Raw genomic sequence first — 13530 nt, forward strand, 5'->3', positions numbered from 1 at the left:
TTTCTTATGTGTCCCGCCTCGCCGCAAAAAAAGTGATGGGGCAGAACCTCAGGGAATCAAAAATAATCCACGCCCCCTCCCCTTGCGGGAGGGGGTAAGGGGGAGGGGCTGGCTCGTACAATGGTCATTCCTGGCCTGAGCCTTGTGCTGAGCGCAAATGCTGATCGGAAGACTACTGGCCGGCTTTCACGTCCTCATACATCTTCACGTATTTCTCGCGCGTCTCGGCCTTCTGCTCCTGCAGGAACACGCCCTGGGAGAGGATGTCGTCCTTCGACGCGATGCCGATCTCCTTCAAGCGATCCTTGGAGACCAGGTCGAATGCCTTCGCGTTCGAGTGGGCATAGCCGTACTGCTCGATCGCGTATTTGCCGGTCTCGGGCGAAAGCCAGGCGTCGATATAGTCGTAGGCGTTCTGCTCCTTGCCCGGCCCGTCCTTCATCATGATGAAACCGTCGATCCAGCCCAATACGCCTTCCTTGGGCGTCATGAAGGCCACCGGCACGCCCTGCTTCTTCAGGGTCGAGTAGGAGGCGATCCAGCCATAGGCCGCGACCACCTCGCCGCTGGCGAGCGCCTGCTCGATCTCGGCCGGGTCCGTCCAGTAGAAGCGGTTGAGCTCGCGTTGCTGGCGCAAGTGATCCTTCACCTGCGCCAGCTCGGCATCGGTCATGTTGAAGGGGTCCTTGATGCCGAGCGACATGGCGGCGGGAATGACGCTCCCATCCATCTCGACCGCGAGCGAGAGCCTGCCCTTGTAGCGTTCGTCCCAGAGCAGCAGCCAGGAATCCTCTTTGGGCTGGCAGAGATCGGTGCGGTAGATGACCGAGTTGTAGCCCCAGTTGCAGGGCGCGATCCATTGATGGCCGTCGGTATTCATGCCCGGACGGCTCGCCAGCTTCGACATCACATCGGGCCAGTTGCTGAGCCGCGTGGTATCGATCGGCTTGATCAGGCCCTGGTCGCGATAGCGGCCGATCGCATAGCTGGTCGGATGCACCAGGTCGGTTTTGAACCCGCTCTTGATCTTGAGATAGGCTTCCTCGTCATCGCCGAAGATGGTGATGGTCGGCGACTTCCCGTATTTCTTGATGTAGGCCTCGTGCAGCTCGGGAATCTCGTAACCCGACCAGTCATAGACGAGCAGGTCTTCGGCCGCGAACGCGCCGTTGCTCAAGATCGGCAGCGTGACCAGTGCCAATCCGCTGGCGCCCAGCAGGCGCAACGCACCGCGTCGATTCATCCCGCAGCCCAAGGCGCTCTCCATTGTCGGCTTCTCCATGGTGTCCTCCCCGTGATCGTTATTTTCGAGCGGTCGCTCCTCTATGAGCCCCCGCGGTTCCCGCAGGCGGCCTTGGGCACGGCGATAAAACTCAATACAAAATCGATTTTGTATGCTAATCGACCCTGATGTCAAACGCCGTCCGCAGCAAGATCACGATCAAGCAGGTGGCCGCGGCCAGCGGGGTGGCCCCCTCGACCGTGTCCAACGCCTTGACCGGCAAAGGCTATGTCGCGCCCGCAACGCGCAGCCGGGTGGTCGAAGCCGCGGCCAGCCTGGGCTATCGCGCCTCCAGCCTCGCGCGCTCCTTGCGCCTGCAGCAGACCTGGTCGGTCGGGCTGCTGCTGGCCGACGTGTCGAACCCGTTCTTTCCGGCGGTGGTGCGGGGCATCGAGGATGTGCTCTGGGGCAAGGAGTACAATCTCGTGCTCTGCAACACCGACTATCGCAAGGACAAGGAAGCGGCCTATCTGCGCCATCTGCTCGACAAGCGGCTGGACGGCCTCATCCTCGCCTCGACCGCGTCGGACAGCGACGATGTGCTGCGCCTCCAGGCCGAGCGCGTGCCCTTCGTGATGCTCAATCGCCGCCATGTCAGCGCCAAGACGCATTATGTCGGCATGGACAATGAGGGCGGTGTGGGGATGGCGATGGAGCATCTCCTGGCGCTCGGCCATCGTCGTATCGCCTTCATCAAGGGTCGCGCCGATTCCAGTGCCGCCGAGGAACGCTATCAGGGTTATCTCAAGGCCCTGCGCCAGGCCGGCATTCCGTTCGACGAGGCGCTGGTGGCCTATGGCGACTACACGATCGAGTCCGGCCATGCGGCCGCCGTCGGGTTGATGGGTCGCCCCCGGTTGCCGACAGCGATCGTCTCGGCCAACGACTTCATGGCCTTCGGCGCCATGGCCCTCTTCAAGGAGCGCGGCCTGCGCGTGCCCCAGGAGATGTCGGTCATCGGCTTCGACGACATCTTCGTCTCGGCCCTGCCTTGGATCGAGCTGACGACGGTGCGGCCGCAATCCTGGCAGCTGGGCGCCAGCGCCGCGGAGTTGTTGCTGGATCTGATAAACGGGCAGGCGGGCAACCGCCCGCGCGAGACGATCCTGCCGAACGAATTGATCCTGCGCGCGACGACCGCGCGCGCCAGGGCGAACGGTTAGACGGGGAGGAAAACAAACGTGATCTATATCGAGTATGTCGAGCGCGACCGTTTCATGCCGCTCGAGATCTTCCGCTATCTGGGCAACCAGGCCGCCTGGACGGCGCCCGAGGACCAGCTGGTCGGCTCCTTCGGCCGCACCATGCGGATCGGGCCGATGCCGAGCTATCTGGCCTTTTGGAAATGCGACGGCATGAAGCGCATGGACGAATGGGAGGCGCATTTCCATTCGGATGCCGGCATCCGCGACACCCATGAGCTCGCGACCCACCGCGCCATCCATCTGCAGAAGGCGGGCTGCTATGACGAGGTCCTGACCGGCCCGGCGGCCGATCAAAGCAAACTCTTCTATATCGAGTATTTCGCCGCCAAGAGCGCGATCTCGAACGACCAGATCGCGAGCCATTTCCAGGCCCGTGCGAAGAAGCAGCCGGCCGCGACCTTGAATTTCGTGCTGCGGCGCATCGGGCGGCTCGGGCCCGATCCCGGTGCCATGGCGGTCTGGAGCCTCGCCGACTATGTGGCGCTCGAGCCCTTCACCCGCGTCGATCTCGACGAGGACCCGTTCCGGCCGACCGATATCGGTGCCTATCGCTGGTTCGGGAAGGAAATTCTCTAGCCATTGCGGTCGCGCGCGGCGTCGATCTTGCTGTCGAGCGTCGCGAGGAATCCGGCGAGCAGCGGCGAGGGCGGCTCGCGCCGGGTGGCAACGGCGAGGCTGACGAAAGCGCCGGCGTCGCGCAGCGCCAGATAGCGCACGCCGGGCACGCGGATACATTCGAGCGGCGAGGGGATGACCGCGACGCCGAGCCCCGCGGCCACCAGCCCGATCTGGGTCGTCGCCTCGCGGGCTTCCTGCACCACCTTGGGTTCGAAGCCGGCCGCCAGCGCCAGTTGGCGCAGGGGCAGGCTCATGCCGGTGCCGGCACTGGCGGGGTAGGTGATGAAGTTCTCGTCGCGCAACTGGGCGAAGGAAACGGAGCGTGCCTTCGCCAGACGGTGGCGCGCATGGACCGCGAGCCGCAGGGGGTCGCGGCGGATCGGACGCAGATGGAGCTCCGGCGGCGCGCCCTGCCCGGTATGACGCAGGAAGCCGATCTCAAGCCGGCCCGCCATGACCGCCTCGATCTGGCCGGCCGTGAACATCTCGACCAGCGTCAGCGTCACCTTGGGGAAGCTGTCGTGATAGGCGCGGATGACGTCCGGCAGGAAGGTGGTGAAAGGCAGTGACGAGGTGAAGCCGATCCGCAGCTCGCCGGTCTCGCCACGCGCGGCGCGATGCGCGTCCTCGACCGCGCGCTCCGCTTCCGCCAGGATCTGGCGCGTGCTGATGAGGAAGCGTTCGCCCGCCGGGGTCAGCAACACCCTTCGCTTCGTGCGCTCGAAGAGCTGGAGGCCGAGCTCGGTCTCGAGCGCCTTGATCTGCAGGCTCAAGGGCGGCTGGCCGATATGGAGCCGGCGCGCGGCGCGGGTGAAGCTGAGCTCTTCGGCGACGGCCCGGAAATAGCGGAGATGGCGCAGTTCCATCGATACCTGAAAGATATTAATCGGCCCAATATTATATATTGGACTGAATGAACGGAGAACGCCAGATTCGAGATCGTGGGGCCCCTACGAGGGCTCCGGGAAGCACCGAGCATTCCATGCCGTCCGATCTCAGTTCCGCCTTGCCGCCCCCGGGCCTGCCTTTGCAGTCCGACCCGGCGGAAGCCGTGATGCCGGTCTCACCGGCCAGCGGCGGCGCCCGCATCGCGCATGGTACGCCCGCCTTCTGGAGCACCGCGCGCGCCATGTTCTTCGGCGGCTTCTCCACCTTCGCCATGCTCTACGGGCTGCAGCCCCTGATGCCGATGTTCTCCGACGAGTTCGCGCTGTCGCCGGCGGCCGCGAGCGGCGTGGTCTCGGCGGCGACCGGTGCCTTGGCGCTGATGCTCATTCCGGCCAGCCTCATTGCCGACCGGGTCGGCCGCAGGCCGCTCATGAACGCGGCCCTGTTCGCGGCGGCCCTCCTCACCTTCGCCTGCGGCTTCGCCGAGAATTTCACCCAGCTCCTGGTCTTGCGCGTGCTGCTGGGCGTCGTGCTGGCGGGCCTGCCCGCGGTCGCCATGGCCTATCTCGCCGAGGAGATCGATCCGCATTCCCTCGGCCGCTCGATGGGCCTCTATATCGCCGGCAACGGGCTCGGCGGCCTCTGCGGCCGGCTGATGGTGGCGGCGCTCGCCGACTGGACCTCCTGGCGCACGGCGATGCTGGTGCTGGGCGCGGTCGGGTTGCTGGCGGCGCTCGAGTTCTGGCGCAGCCTGCCGGCCTCGCGCCACTTCCAGCCCTCGCGGCTCTCCCTGTCGGGCTTCCTCTCGGGCTTGAGGCTGCATTTCGCCGATGCCGGCATGCCTTGGATGTTTGCGATCGGCTTCATGATGATGGGCTGCTTCGTCAGCCTCTATAATTATCTGGGCTATCGCCTGGCAGCACCGCCCTTCGACCTGCGGCCCAGCCTGCTCGGCGCCGTCTTCTCGCTCTATCTCGTCGGCATGGTGGGCTCGACCGTCGTCGGCCGTGTCGCCGATCGTTTCGGACGGCGCCATGTCCTCTGGATCATGATCTGCATGATGGCGGCGGGCCTCGCCTTGACCGTGGCCTCGAGCCTGATCGTCGTGATGCTCGGCATCGCCGTCGCCACCTTCGGCTTCTTCGGCGCTCACGCGGTGGTGAGCAGCTGGGTCGGCAGGCGCGCCCAGAGCGCCCGGGCGCTCGCTTCGGCCTTCTATCTGTTCTTCTTCTATATGGGCTCCAGCGTGCTGGGATCGGGTTCCGGCCTGATGTGGGAGTTCGGCCAGTGGCACGCGGTCGCGATCTTCCTCGGATTCGTCGTCGCCGTCTCCTTCGCGATCGCGCTCAGGTTGCGTGGATTGAAGCCGCTGGCGGTCAATGCCGGCAAGCCCTGAAGAGCCGCGGAATCCCTGGCACAGTCATTAACGGCCGACTGCCACGGAAATGCCCCTTGCTCGGTTGCGCTCCTGATCCCGAACTCTAGGCGGGAAGCCGGCGAAGGCGATCGCGGGCACCCGCGAGGGGCGGATGGAACAGTTGGAACGAGACGTCGAAACGCGTCTTGCCGAATTCAGGCAGCGCCTCGGCGCCAAGGATCAGCGGACCTTGCTGGATTACTGGCTGGCGAAGCGGGGCCGGCGGCGCATGCCGTCACGCGCGGACGTGGATCCGGCCGAGCTGGTGGCGCTGCTGCCCAATCTCATGCTGGTCGATGTGGTCGATGACGGCGCGCGCTTCCGCTTCCGCCTGGTGGGCACGCGAGTCGCGCGCGCCTCGGGCGAGGATCGCACCGGGCGCTTCTTCGACGAGTTCGCCTTCTTCCGCGCCTATCCCAACGTCACCGACCAGTATCGCCAGGTCGCAGCCGAGGCCGAGCCACTGCTCGCGACCGAGATCTTCTTCAACCGCGAGCATGGCACCGCCTACGACGTGGAGCGCCTGCTGCTGCCGCTGGGCCAGAGCGACGACAAGACCGACATGCTCCTCGCCCATTTCCGCTTCATGCGCGGGCCGTTCAGTAGGGAGTAGGCGCGCGCGTTAAAGCGAGGCGCTTTCATGCACTGCACCCCTCCCCCTACCCCCTCCCGCAAGGGGAGGGGGCGTGGTTAGCGTAGAACTCGTTCGAAGCTTGAAAGTAGAGCGAAGCGATCACATTGAATTAGGGGGTAGGGGGAGGGGTGCAGCGTCGCCGCTGCAGAAATTCTCAATCCTTCTCCGCCGAAAACGCCGCGACGATCTCGCGCGCCTGTTCGTCATAGGCGGCCTCCTCGGCGCGCAACCGCGAGAGTCCCATCAGCTCGTTGAAGCCGGCGAAATCGACCATGTTCGGGCGCCAGGCGTCGCTGGTGCCGTCGCGCGCGAGCGTGGCATAGAGGCCGGCCACCGCATGGGCGATCGCGTAGCTGGCCGCGACCGGATAGGTCACCATCGCATAGCCGATCTCGTCGAGGGCTGCGGACGGCAGGATCGGCGTCAGGCCGCCCTCGACATTGTTGGCCATGCAGGGGCCCGGGACCTCGGCGCAGATATAGGCCATCTCCTCGACCGTGAGCGGCGCCTCGACAAACAGCACGTCGGCGCCGGCCTCGCGATAGATCTGCGCGCGCTCGACCGCGGCCTCGAGGCCCTCGACCGCGCGCGCATCGGTGCGCGCCATGATGACGAGGTCGCCGTCGCGGCGGGCATCGAGCGCCGCCTTGATCTTCGCCACCATCTCCACCGCGGGCACCACCTGCTTGCCCTTCATATGGCCGCAGCGTTTGGGCGCCAGCTGATCTTCGATGAAGAGCCCGGCGACGCCGGCGCGTTCGAAGGCGCGCACGGTGCGCGCCACATTGGCGGTGCCGCCATAGCCGGTATCGGCGTCGGCAAAGACCGGCAGCTCGGTTTGATCGCAGAGCCGGGCATACATCTCCGCCATCTCGCTCATGCCGAGCTGGGCCATGTCCGGCACGCCCAGAAGGCTCGCCGTGGCGGCATAGCCGCCGCAGGTGACGGCCTGGAAGCCGGCCTGCTCGGCCAGCCTCAAAGTGAGGGCGTCATGGACGCCCGGTAACAACAGGATCTCGGGGGCTTCGACCAGCAGGCGGAAACGGGTGCTGCGCTTCATGGGGCAGAGCTCCGGCGGGAGAAGGGTGACGCGGAATGCCAGCATAGCGGCGGGGCCCGCCCCGATGCGAGACCGCGGGCTTGGCCTGTCGTCACCGGCTTTCGGCCTGTTCCGGCAGGAAGGGTGCCCCTATGCTGTCGATCCGCCGCCAGACCCGTCATGTCCCGGAGCCCACGCGATGACGCCTTTTGCCTCGCGACTGTCCCGTTTATCCCTGCAGGCCGGCCTGGTGGCCGCCATGGCCCTTTTCAGTTCCGCCCCGATCCGCGCCGACGACGACACCGCGGTCGAGACCGAATATCTCGATTATCACCGCGCGATCTATGCGGCGGTGCTGTGCCAGGGCGCGGGGCTCGAGCAGAAGGGCATCGGCGATCCCAGCGCGCAGCAGATCCAGACCGCGCATGAGAATCTGGCGCAGGCGATCTCGGCCAGCATCGGCGAGGAGATCAGCGCCGGACGGCGGCTGACGTTGATCGAGCAGGCCAAGACCGAGATCCGCGAGCTCAAGAAGACGAAGAGCTGCGACGACCCGGAGATGAAGCGGGTCCTCGACATCTATCACACCGAGCTGGAGCCGGCGCTGCAGGAGTAAGCGGGGGAGCTTTCGTGTTCTTGTCCCCTCCCCCTTTCAGGGGGAAGGGATAGTCTTCAACCTCACCCCTTCAGCTTCGCCGCGATGCCGGCGACATGCTTGCCCTGGAAGCGGGCGATCTTGAGCTCGTTCTCGCTGGGCATGCGGCTGCCGTCGGTGTTGGAGAGCGTGGTGGCGCCATAGGGCGTGCCGCCGCTGATCTCCTTCATGTTCATCAGCTCCTGGCAGCTATAGGGCACGCCGACGATGATCATGCCGAGATGCATCAGCGTGACATGGGTCGAGAGGATCGTCGTCTCCTGGCCGCCATGCTGGGTCGCGGTCGAGGCGAAGACGCTGCCGACCTTGCCGATCAGCGAGCCCTTCATCCAATGGCCGCCCGCCTGGTCGAGGAAGTTGCGCATCTGCGCCGCCATATTGCCGAAGCGGGTCGGCACGCCGAAGATGATGGCGTCATAGTCGGCGATCTCGTCGATGGCCGCGATCGGCGCCTTCTGGTCGAGCTTCATCCCGGACTTTCTGGCGACGTCCTCCGGCACCAGCTCGGGCACCCGCTTGATCGTCACTTGCGCGCCGCCGACTTCGCGTGCACCGGCCGCCACGGCTTCGGCCATCGCCTCGATATGGCCGTAGGCGCTGTAATAGAGCACCAGAACTTTCGTCATCGTGTGGACTCCCTGAAATGGACGAGGGGCCGCCGCAGAAGCTCCTGCAAGGCGAACCCGAGCGGGTGAGAAGAGTGAAGAGGGCCAGCGGCGGGAAAGCTTGTCGGAATCCTTCATGGTGGGCCGCCGTCCATGGAGCCAAAGCATAATCTCTGCCCAATTCGTGACAAATAGTGTGGGTTGTGAAAGGATATTTCCCGATTTGTGAATAATCAGCGGAAAGAAAGAGGAAACAGGGGGTGGACCGGCTCGAAACCCTGCGTGTGTTTCGCAAAGTCGCCGACCGCCAGAGCTTCTCGGCGGCGGCGCGCGAGCTCGGCCTCTCCAATGCCGGGGTCAGCAAGCATATCGCCCGGCTCGAGGCCGATCTGGGGGCGCGGCTCATCGACCGCACCACGCGGCGCATGAACCTCACCGAAGCGGGCCGCGCCTATTTCGATCGCTGCGTGCGAATCCTCGACGATCTGGCCGAGGCCGACCAGGCGGTCGGCCGCCTCACCGCCGCGCCGCGCGGGCTGTTGCGGGTGACGGCGCCGGCCTCCTTCGGCGTGCCCTATCTCTCGCGGCTGCTGCCGGAATTCATGGCGCGCCATCCGGAGCTCTCGGTCGATCTCTCCTTCAACGACCGCTTCGTCGATCTGGTGGAGGAGGGCATCGATCTGGCGGTGCGGATCCGCACCGACCTGCCGGATTCCCAGCTCGTAGTGCGCCGCTTGGCGCCGGTCGAGCGCATTCTCTGCACGGCACCTTCCTATATCGCGCGGCGCGGCGAGCCGAAGCATCCGCGCGAGCTCAATGCGCATGACTGCATCGTCTATACGCTGTCGGCCACGCCCGGCGAATGGCGCTTCCAGGGACCGGACGGCACGATCACCGTGCCGATCAACGGCCGGTTCCGCTGCAACAACGGCCAGGCGATGCTGGCAGCAGCCGAAGCCGGCATCGGCATCGCCAACTCGCCGATCTTCTCGGTCGCGGCCGCTCTGCGCGCGGGCCGCGTCAAGCGGCTCCTGCCCGACTGGCAGCCGCCGGCCCATGCGCTCTATCTGGTCTATCCGCCGGGCCGCCACCTCTCGCCCAAGGTCCGCGTCTTCGCTGACTTCCTCGCCGAGCGTTTTACGCCGCCGGTGGAGTGGGACGCGACGGGGTGAGAAGCACCGGCAACTTCGCGCTGCTGAGAAACTGAGGGGATAAGCCTTGAGCGATCAAGTGTCAGGCCGCTCGGCTAAGGCGCAATTCGCTTCCACCGCCTCACCAGCGTGCCGTTCTCGTTGTATATGAAATCGTTCCCGGAGATGACGATCTGCGCCTTGCCGCCGTCATAATCGAGAATGAGCTTATCGCCTTCTGTTCTCGCCTGGAATCGTCGGAGCCCTTGCCAGGGCAGCTCTTTGGAGATCGATATCTTCGACGGCGTTTCCTGCAGGAAGTTATATGCCCCATAGCCATACGACCAGCTCGACTCGCCAACCACATAGCTCCCATAGGCGAAGAAGGATTTGGTTTGGCCAAACCGTGTCCGACTGCCCATGATAACGATCGCGTCGTCATGGAGAGAAAGACGCCCCGTCGCCTCCGGGGGCCGAACCACAGCGCCTTCGAGGTTCCACTCTTCCAAAATCCAGGTCCCCTCGATTCCCTTTCGAATCGCGTATGACAGCGCATCATCGGCGAAAGCGGGACCGCCGCCGATCATCGCGGTGAGAAACAATGCTCTGAACAGCCATGCCCTGCCCATAGATCGCCTCCCCTTCGTCATGCGGTCGCTACAACATAGGTGATCACACGCGCCTTTGCCTCGATCGATCCTAGGGCGGGCAGGTGCCTGCCACTTCCCAGGACATGACGAAGGTGTCGCGCAGCGCGTGGGCAAGGTCGAGCGCGGCGCTCTGGGCCGGCGTGAGCTTGGTCAGATCCTTGTCGATGGTTTGCGCCAGATGCACCATCGAGGCTTCGACATTCGGGCATTCGACCATGCTGAGTTCGGCCACATAGAGCTCCCGGAACCGTTTCCGGGCCTTGTCGACATCCTCTTCCGTCTCGACTTCGGGATTGGCCAGCACGGCCGCCGCATGGACCGCCTCCAGATAGAATTTCTGGCGCAGCTCGAGGAACGGCTTGGCCAGTTCCAGCTTGCGGGTTTCGGCTTCCTTGACGCGGGCCTCGGCCTCGCTCTTCTGGGCCGTGGTCAGGCTCCAGATGCTGATGACGACGCCGACCACGACGCTGAGCACCTGCACCAGCTTCGAGATTGAATCGAGCATTCGCGACCTCCCCACCCCTGGGTCATCGGAACGCCCACTATAGAACGAAGCGCCGAAATAGGGAGGTCGAAGCCGCAGCGCTCTCCACGCCGCGAAGCCGCTCAACAGATCCAATGGGATGCGGGGATGCAACCGCGGAGCGACGAGTTCTAAGCGTCGCCCGCCGGTTCCTGCCAGGAGGTTTGTGCGACCCATTCCTGGGCACCGGCCATGATGAGATCGAAGACGGGGTCCTTGATGTCGTAATAAGCCTCGACATCCGTGGGAAAGCGGCGGGCCAGCTGGCGCTTGATCTCGGCATAGGCCGACGCCGCGGCCGGATGAGTGCGCAGATAGTCGCGGCAGATCAGCGGATAGCGCTGATTGAACCGTCCACGCACCCGGATGTGGAGATTGGCGGCGCGCCCGATGCCGGTGAAGAGGCGCTTCTCCAACTGCTCGGGCGGCAATGTCATGCCGGGTGGCAGATGATCCGTCCGGACCTGATGACGCTTGAACCCGGCCGCCTCGATCGCTGCCGACGGCAGCGAGTCCAGATCGGCAACTGTCATCTGGATGTCGATGACATCCTTCGCGGCCAAGCCCGGCACGGCAGTCGAGCCGATATGGTGGATCGCGAGCGCAGCCTCTCGCGTCCGGCTGCGTAATTCCGCACCGAGCGCGGCAAACTCCACAGGCCAAACCGATCGATAATCGACGATCTCGATCATGACGGGACCTGCCGGTTCGACAGTTCAGCAGCTGCAGACAAAGAAACTACTGTCCCTCGCGCCGCCAGGCGGCGAGGGTGGTGCCGATTCCCAGCAGCAACAGCAGCCAGACCGGGAGCAGCGGCAGCTCGGTGCCGCCGGTGACGATGAAATCGCCATTGCGGCGCAGGCCGAGCCAGCCGCTGCCGGCGGCCGTGCGGTCGGGCTCGACGCTGCGGACCTGTGGGACATTGCCGCCGCCCGCATCGAGGCGGAACACGCCCCCCCCGGTCAGCTCGCTCACCGGCTTCAGCAGGTCCGGCGTGGCGCGGAGGTCCGACATCTCCTTCGAATTGAGCGCGCCCATGGCGGCGAAGGCCTGGCGCGTGCCGTCGGTGATGCGATAGAGCCCGTTCTCCTCGACATTCAACTGCCCGATCGCCCGCCCGTCGCCCTTGTCGTCGATGGGGACATCGAAGGTCGCGCCCGAGGGCGCGGTGACCGTCACGGACTTGGGTTGTGCCGAAAGGCTGCGGCGCGTCACTGTCAGATGGCCGTCGATGATCGAGGCCTTGAGGTCTTCCTCCTCGAGCTCGGGCTCCTTCATCAACCAATGCGCCACGCGGCGCAGCAACTCGGCCTGGGGCCCGCCGCCCTCGAACCCGCGCGACCAGAGCCAGATCTCGTCGGAAAGCAGCTGCGCCACGCGGCCCTTGCCGACGCGCGCCAGCACCAGCAGCGGATCGCCCTGGATGCCGGTCATGACGGCCGAGCCCTGCTGCGTCGTCGCCGCGACCTGGCGGAACCAGCGGCCCCAGGTCGGCGGATTGCTGTCGCCGCCGGGCAGGCCCGCCGTGACCGGATGGCGCCGGCCGATTTCGCTGATGACCGGCTTGAAGCCCTGCTCCAGCACCTCGCCCGTGGGGGCGGCCGGAAAGATGCGGCCGAGCGGCGAATCATAGAGGCTGTAGGCGCCGGCATAGGAGCTGCCGGCCGCGTCCAGCAATGCGCCGCCATTCTCGACGAAATGCGCGATGTTCTCGAGATAGGCGCGGGGCAGCACGCCGCGGCGCTGATAGCGGTCGAAGATGACGAGATCGAACTCGTCGAGCTTGACCTCGAACAGTTCGCGGATCGGGAAGGCGATCAGCGACAGCTCGTTGATCGGCGTGCCGTCCTGCTTCTCCGGCGGCCGCAGAATGGTGAAATGCACCAGATCGACGCCGGGATCGGATTTGAGCAGGTTGCGCCAGGTGCGCTCGCCGGGATGCGGCTCGCCCGAGACCAGCAGGACCCGAAGCCGGTCGCGCACGCCATTGACGGTGATGAAGGCGTTGTTGTTGGCGAGCGTCAGTTCCTCGGGGCCGGCCTCGGCCTTGATCTCGAACAGCGTTTCGCCCGCATGCTGCAGATCGAGCGAGATATTGGTGTCCTGGCCGGTGGGCACGAAGACCGGCTGGAGCACCTCGCCGTCGCGCGTGATATCGACGCGCACGCGGCCCGCGGGCGGCCCTTGCGGCAGATCGTCGACGCGGATGGTAAACTCGACCTTCTGGCCGACGATGCCGTAGCTCGGCAGCTTCGGCACCGTCAGGCGGCGATCGCCCTCGTTCTCGCGGCCGGTCAGCAGCAGATGCATCGGCGCGTCGATGCCGAGCGTCTTGGGATCCTCGGGCAGGTCGTGGATCTCGCCGTCTGAGAGCAACACGACGCCGGCGAGCCGCGAGGGCGGCAGGTCGGCGACGGCGTTCTTGACGGCGGTCATCAGCTCGGTGCCGTTGTCGGCCTCGCTGCGGGCGGGCTTGACCCGCACCACGCGCAGCTCGAGGCCGGGGATCGCGCGCAGGCGCTTCTCGATCTCCGGTGCCGCCGCCGCGATCTGCTCAGGTCTGGGCGCGATCTGCTCGCTCGAGGATTCGTCGATCGCCAGCACCGCGACATCGTCGATCATGCGGCGCTCTTCCTTGACCGCCGAGGGATTGACCAGCGCGCCCAGGAGCACGAGCAGCGCCAGGACGCGCCAGGAGGTTCCGCGCGCGCGCCGCCACAGGCAAATCGTGATCAGCAGCGCGGCCACGACCGCAGCGCCCGCGATCAGCGGCCAGGGCAGCAGGGGCGAGAATGCGATGCTCCAATGGCCGGCGGTCATGGGGCGACCTTCAAATCGGGTTGCGCATCACGCCGCGTCACCCCTCCCCCTACCCCCTCCCGCA

Annotated in this window: 14 protein-coding genes; 6 read left to right on the forward strand and 8 right to left on the reverse strand. The window is 65.7% G+C overall.

Translation table 11 applies throughout. The features are described 5' to 3' along the window. Positions 1–172: 172 nt before the first annotated feature. A complete protein-coding gene (locus ACREE8_RS02455; RefSeq protein ID WP_431571392.1) occupies positions 173–1282 on the reverse strand; it encodes an ABC transporter substrate-binding protein in 1110 nt (369 codons plus the stop codon). Positions 1283–1410: 128 nt separating this feature from the next. Here ACREE8_RS02455 and ACREE8_RS02460 point away from each other — a divergent pair, with 128 nt between their 5' ends. Together ACREE8_RS02460 and ACREE8_RS02465 are read left to right on the forward strand one after the other, a co-directional pair. Further along, positions 1411–2445, forward strand: a complete 1035-nt coding sequence (locus ACREE8_RS02460; RefSeq protein ID WP_431571393.1) for a LacI family DNA-binding transcriptional regulator — start codon at positions 1411–1413, stop codon at positions 2443–2445. 18 nt (positions 2446–2463) lie between these two features. Beyond that, entirely contained in the window at positions 2464–3063 is a 600-nt protein-coding gene (locus ACREE8_RS02465) for a hypothetical protein (RefSeq protein WP_431571394.1), read from the forward strand. On the opposite strand, the gene ACREE8_RS02470 is transcribed toward ACREE8_RS02465, so the two are convergent. Continuing rightward, the gene (locus ACREE8_RS02470) at positions 3060–3971 is read right to left on the reverse strand and encodes a LysR family transcriptional regulator (RefSeq protein ID WP_431571395.1); all 912 of its coding nucleotides are present in this window, start codon (positions 3969–3971) and stop codon (positions 3060–3062) included. The two genes, ACREE8_RS02465 and ACREE8_RS02470, sit on opposite strands and share 4 nt — an antisense overlap. Positions 3972–4087: 116 nt before the next feature. On the opposite strand from ACREE8_RS02470, the gene ACREE8_RS02475 reads away from it, so the two are divergent. Continuing rightward, positions 4088–5389, forward strand: coding sequence for an MFS transporter (locus ACREE8_RS02475; protein WP_431571396.1), 1302 nt, complete (start codon positions 4088–4090; stop codon positions 5387–5389). 142 nt (positions 5390–5531) lie between these two features. Beyond that, complete coding sequence (locus ACREE8_RS02480; protein WP_431571397.1) at positions 5532–6023, forward strand: PAS domain-containing protein; 492 nt, start codon at positions 5532–5534, stop codon at positions 6021–6023. A gap of 175 nt (positions 6024–6198) precedes the next feature. Here ACREE8_RS02480 and ACREE8_RS02485 read toward each other — a convergent pair whose 3' ends face one another. Further along, on the reverse strand, positions 6199–7104 hold the full coding sequence (locus ACREE8_RS02485; protein ID WP_431571398.1) for an isocitrate lyase/PEP mutase family protein: 906 nt from the start codon (positions 7102–7104) through the stop codon (positions 6199–6201). Between the two features lie 178 nt (positions 7105–7282). Here ACREE8_RS02485 and ACREE8_RS02490 point away from each other — a divergent pair, with 178 nt between their 5' ends. Further along, on the forward strand, positions 7283–7699 hold the full coding sequence (locus ACREE8_RS02490; RefSeq protein ID WP_431571399.1) for a hypothetical protein: 417 nt from the start codon (positions 7283–7285) through the stop codon (positions 7697–7699). A 62-nt stretch (positions 7700–7761) separates the two neighbouring features. Here the strand turns inward: ACREE8_RS02490 and wrbA are convergent, their stop codons facing one another. Continuing rightward, complete coding sequence (gene wrbA, locus ACREE8_RS02495; protein WP_431571400.1) at positions 7762–8364, reverse strand: NAD(P)H:quinone oxidoreductase; 603 nt, start codon at positions 8362–8364, stop codon at positions 7762–7764. Positions 8365–8603: 239 nt separating this feature from the next. Between wrbA and ACREE8_RS02500 the strand changes: the two genes are divergently transcribed. Then, positions 8604–9515 (forward strand): LysR substrate-binding domain-containing protein, encoded by a 912-nt coding sequence (locus ACREE8_RS02500; RefSeq protein ID WP_431571401.1) that lies wholly within the window; start codon positions 8604–8606, stop codon positions 9513–9515. Positions 9516–9589: 74 nt separating this feature from the next. Here the strand turns inward: ACREE8_RS02500 and ACREE8_RS02505 are convergent, their stop codons facing one another. The 4 genes from ACREE8_RS02505 to ACREE8_RS02520 all read right to left on the reverse strand — a co-directional run bounded on the left by ACREE8_RS02505 (position 9590) and on the right by ACREE8_RS02520 (position 13466). Beyond that, positions 9590–10102 (reverse strand): hypothetical protein, encoded by a 513-nt coding sequence (locus ACREE8_RS02505; protein WP_431571402.1) that lies wholly within the window; start codon positions 10100–10102, stop codon positions 9590–9592. Positions 10103–10172: 70 nt separating this feature from the next. Further along, positions 10173–10628 carry a hypothetical protein gene (locus ACREE8_RS02510; protein WP_431571403.1) on the reverse strand — a complete coding sequence of 152 codons (456 nt, stop codon included), beginning with the start codon at positions 10626–10628 and terminating at the stop codon, positions 10173–10175. Between the two features lie 149 nt (positions 10629–10777). Beyond that, entirely contained in the window at positions 10778–11338 is a 561-nt protein-coding gene (locus ACREE8_RS02515; RefSeq protein ID WP_431571404.1) for a GrpB family protein, read from the reverse strand. Positions 11339–11384: 46 nt separating this feature from the next. Further along, a complete protein-coding gene (locus ACREE8_RS02520) occupies positions 11385–13466 on the reverse strand; it encodes a hypothetical protein (RefSeq protein ID WP_431571405.1) in 2082 nt (693 codons plus the stop codon). Positions 13467–13530: the final 64 nt, after the last annotated feature.

It is taken from the genome of Hypericibacter sp. (assembly GCF_050729195.1).
Taxonomy (GTDB): domain Bacteria; phylum Pseudomonadota; class Alphaproteobacteria; order Dongiales; family Dongiaceae; genus Hypericibacter.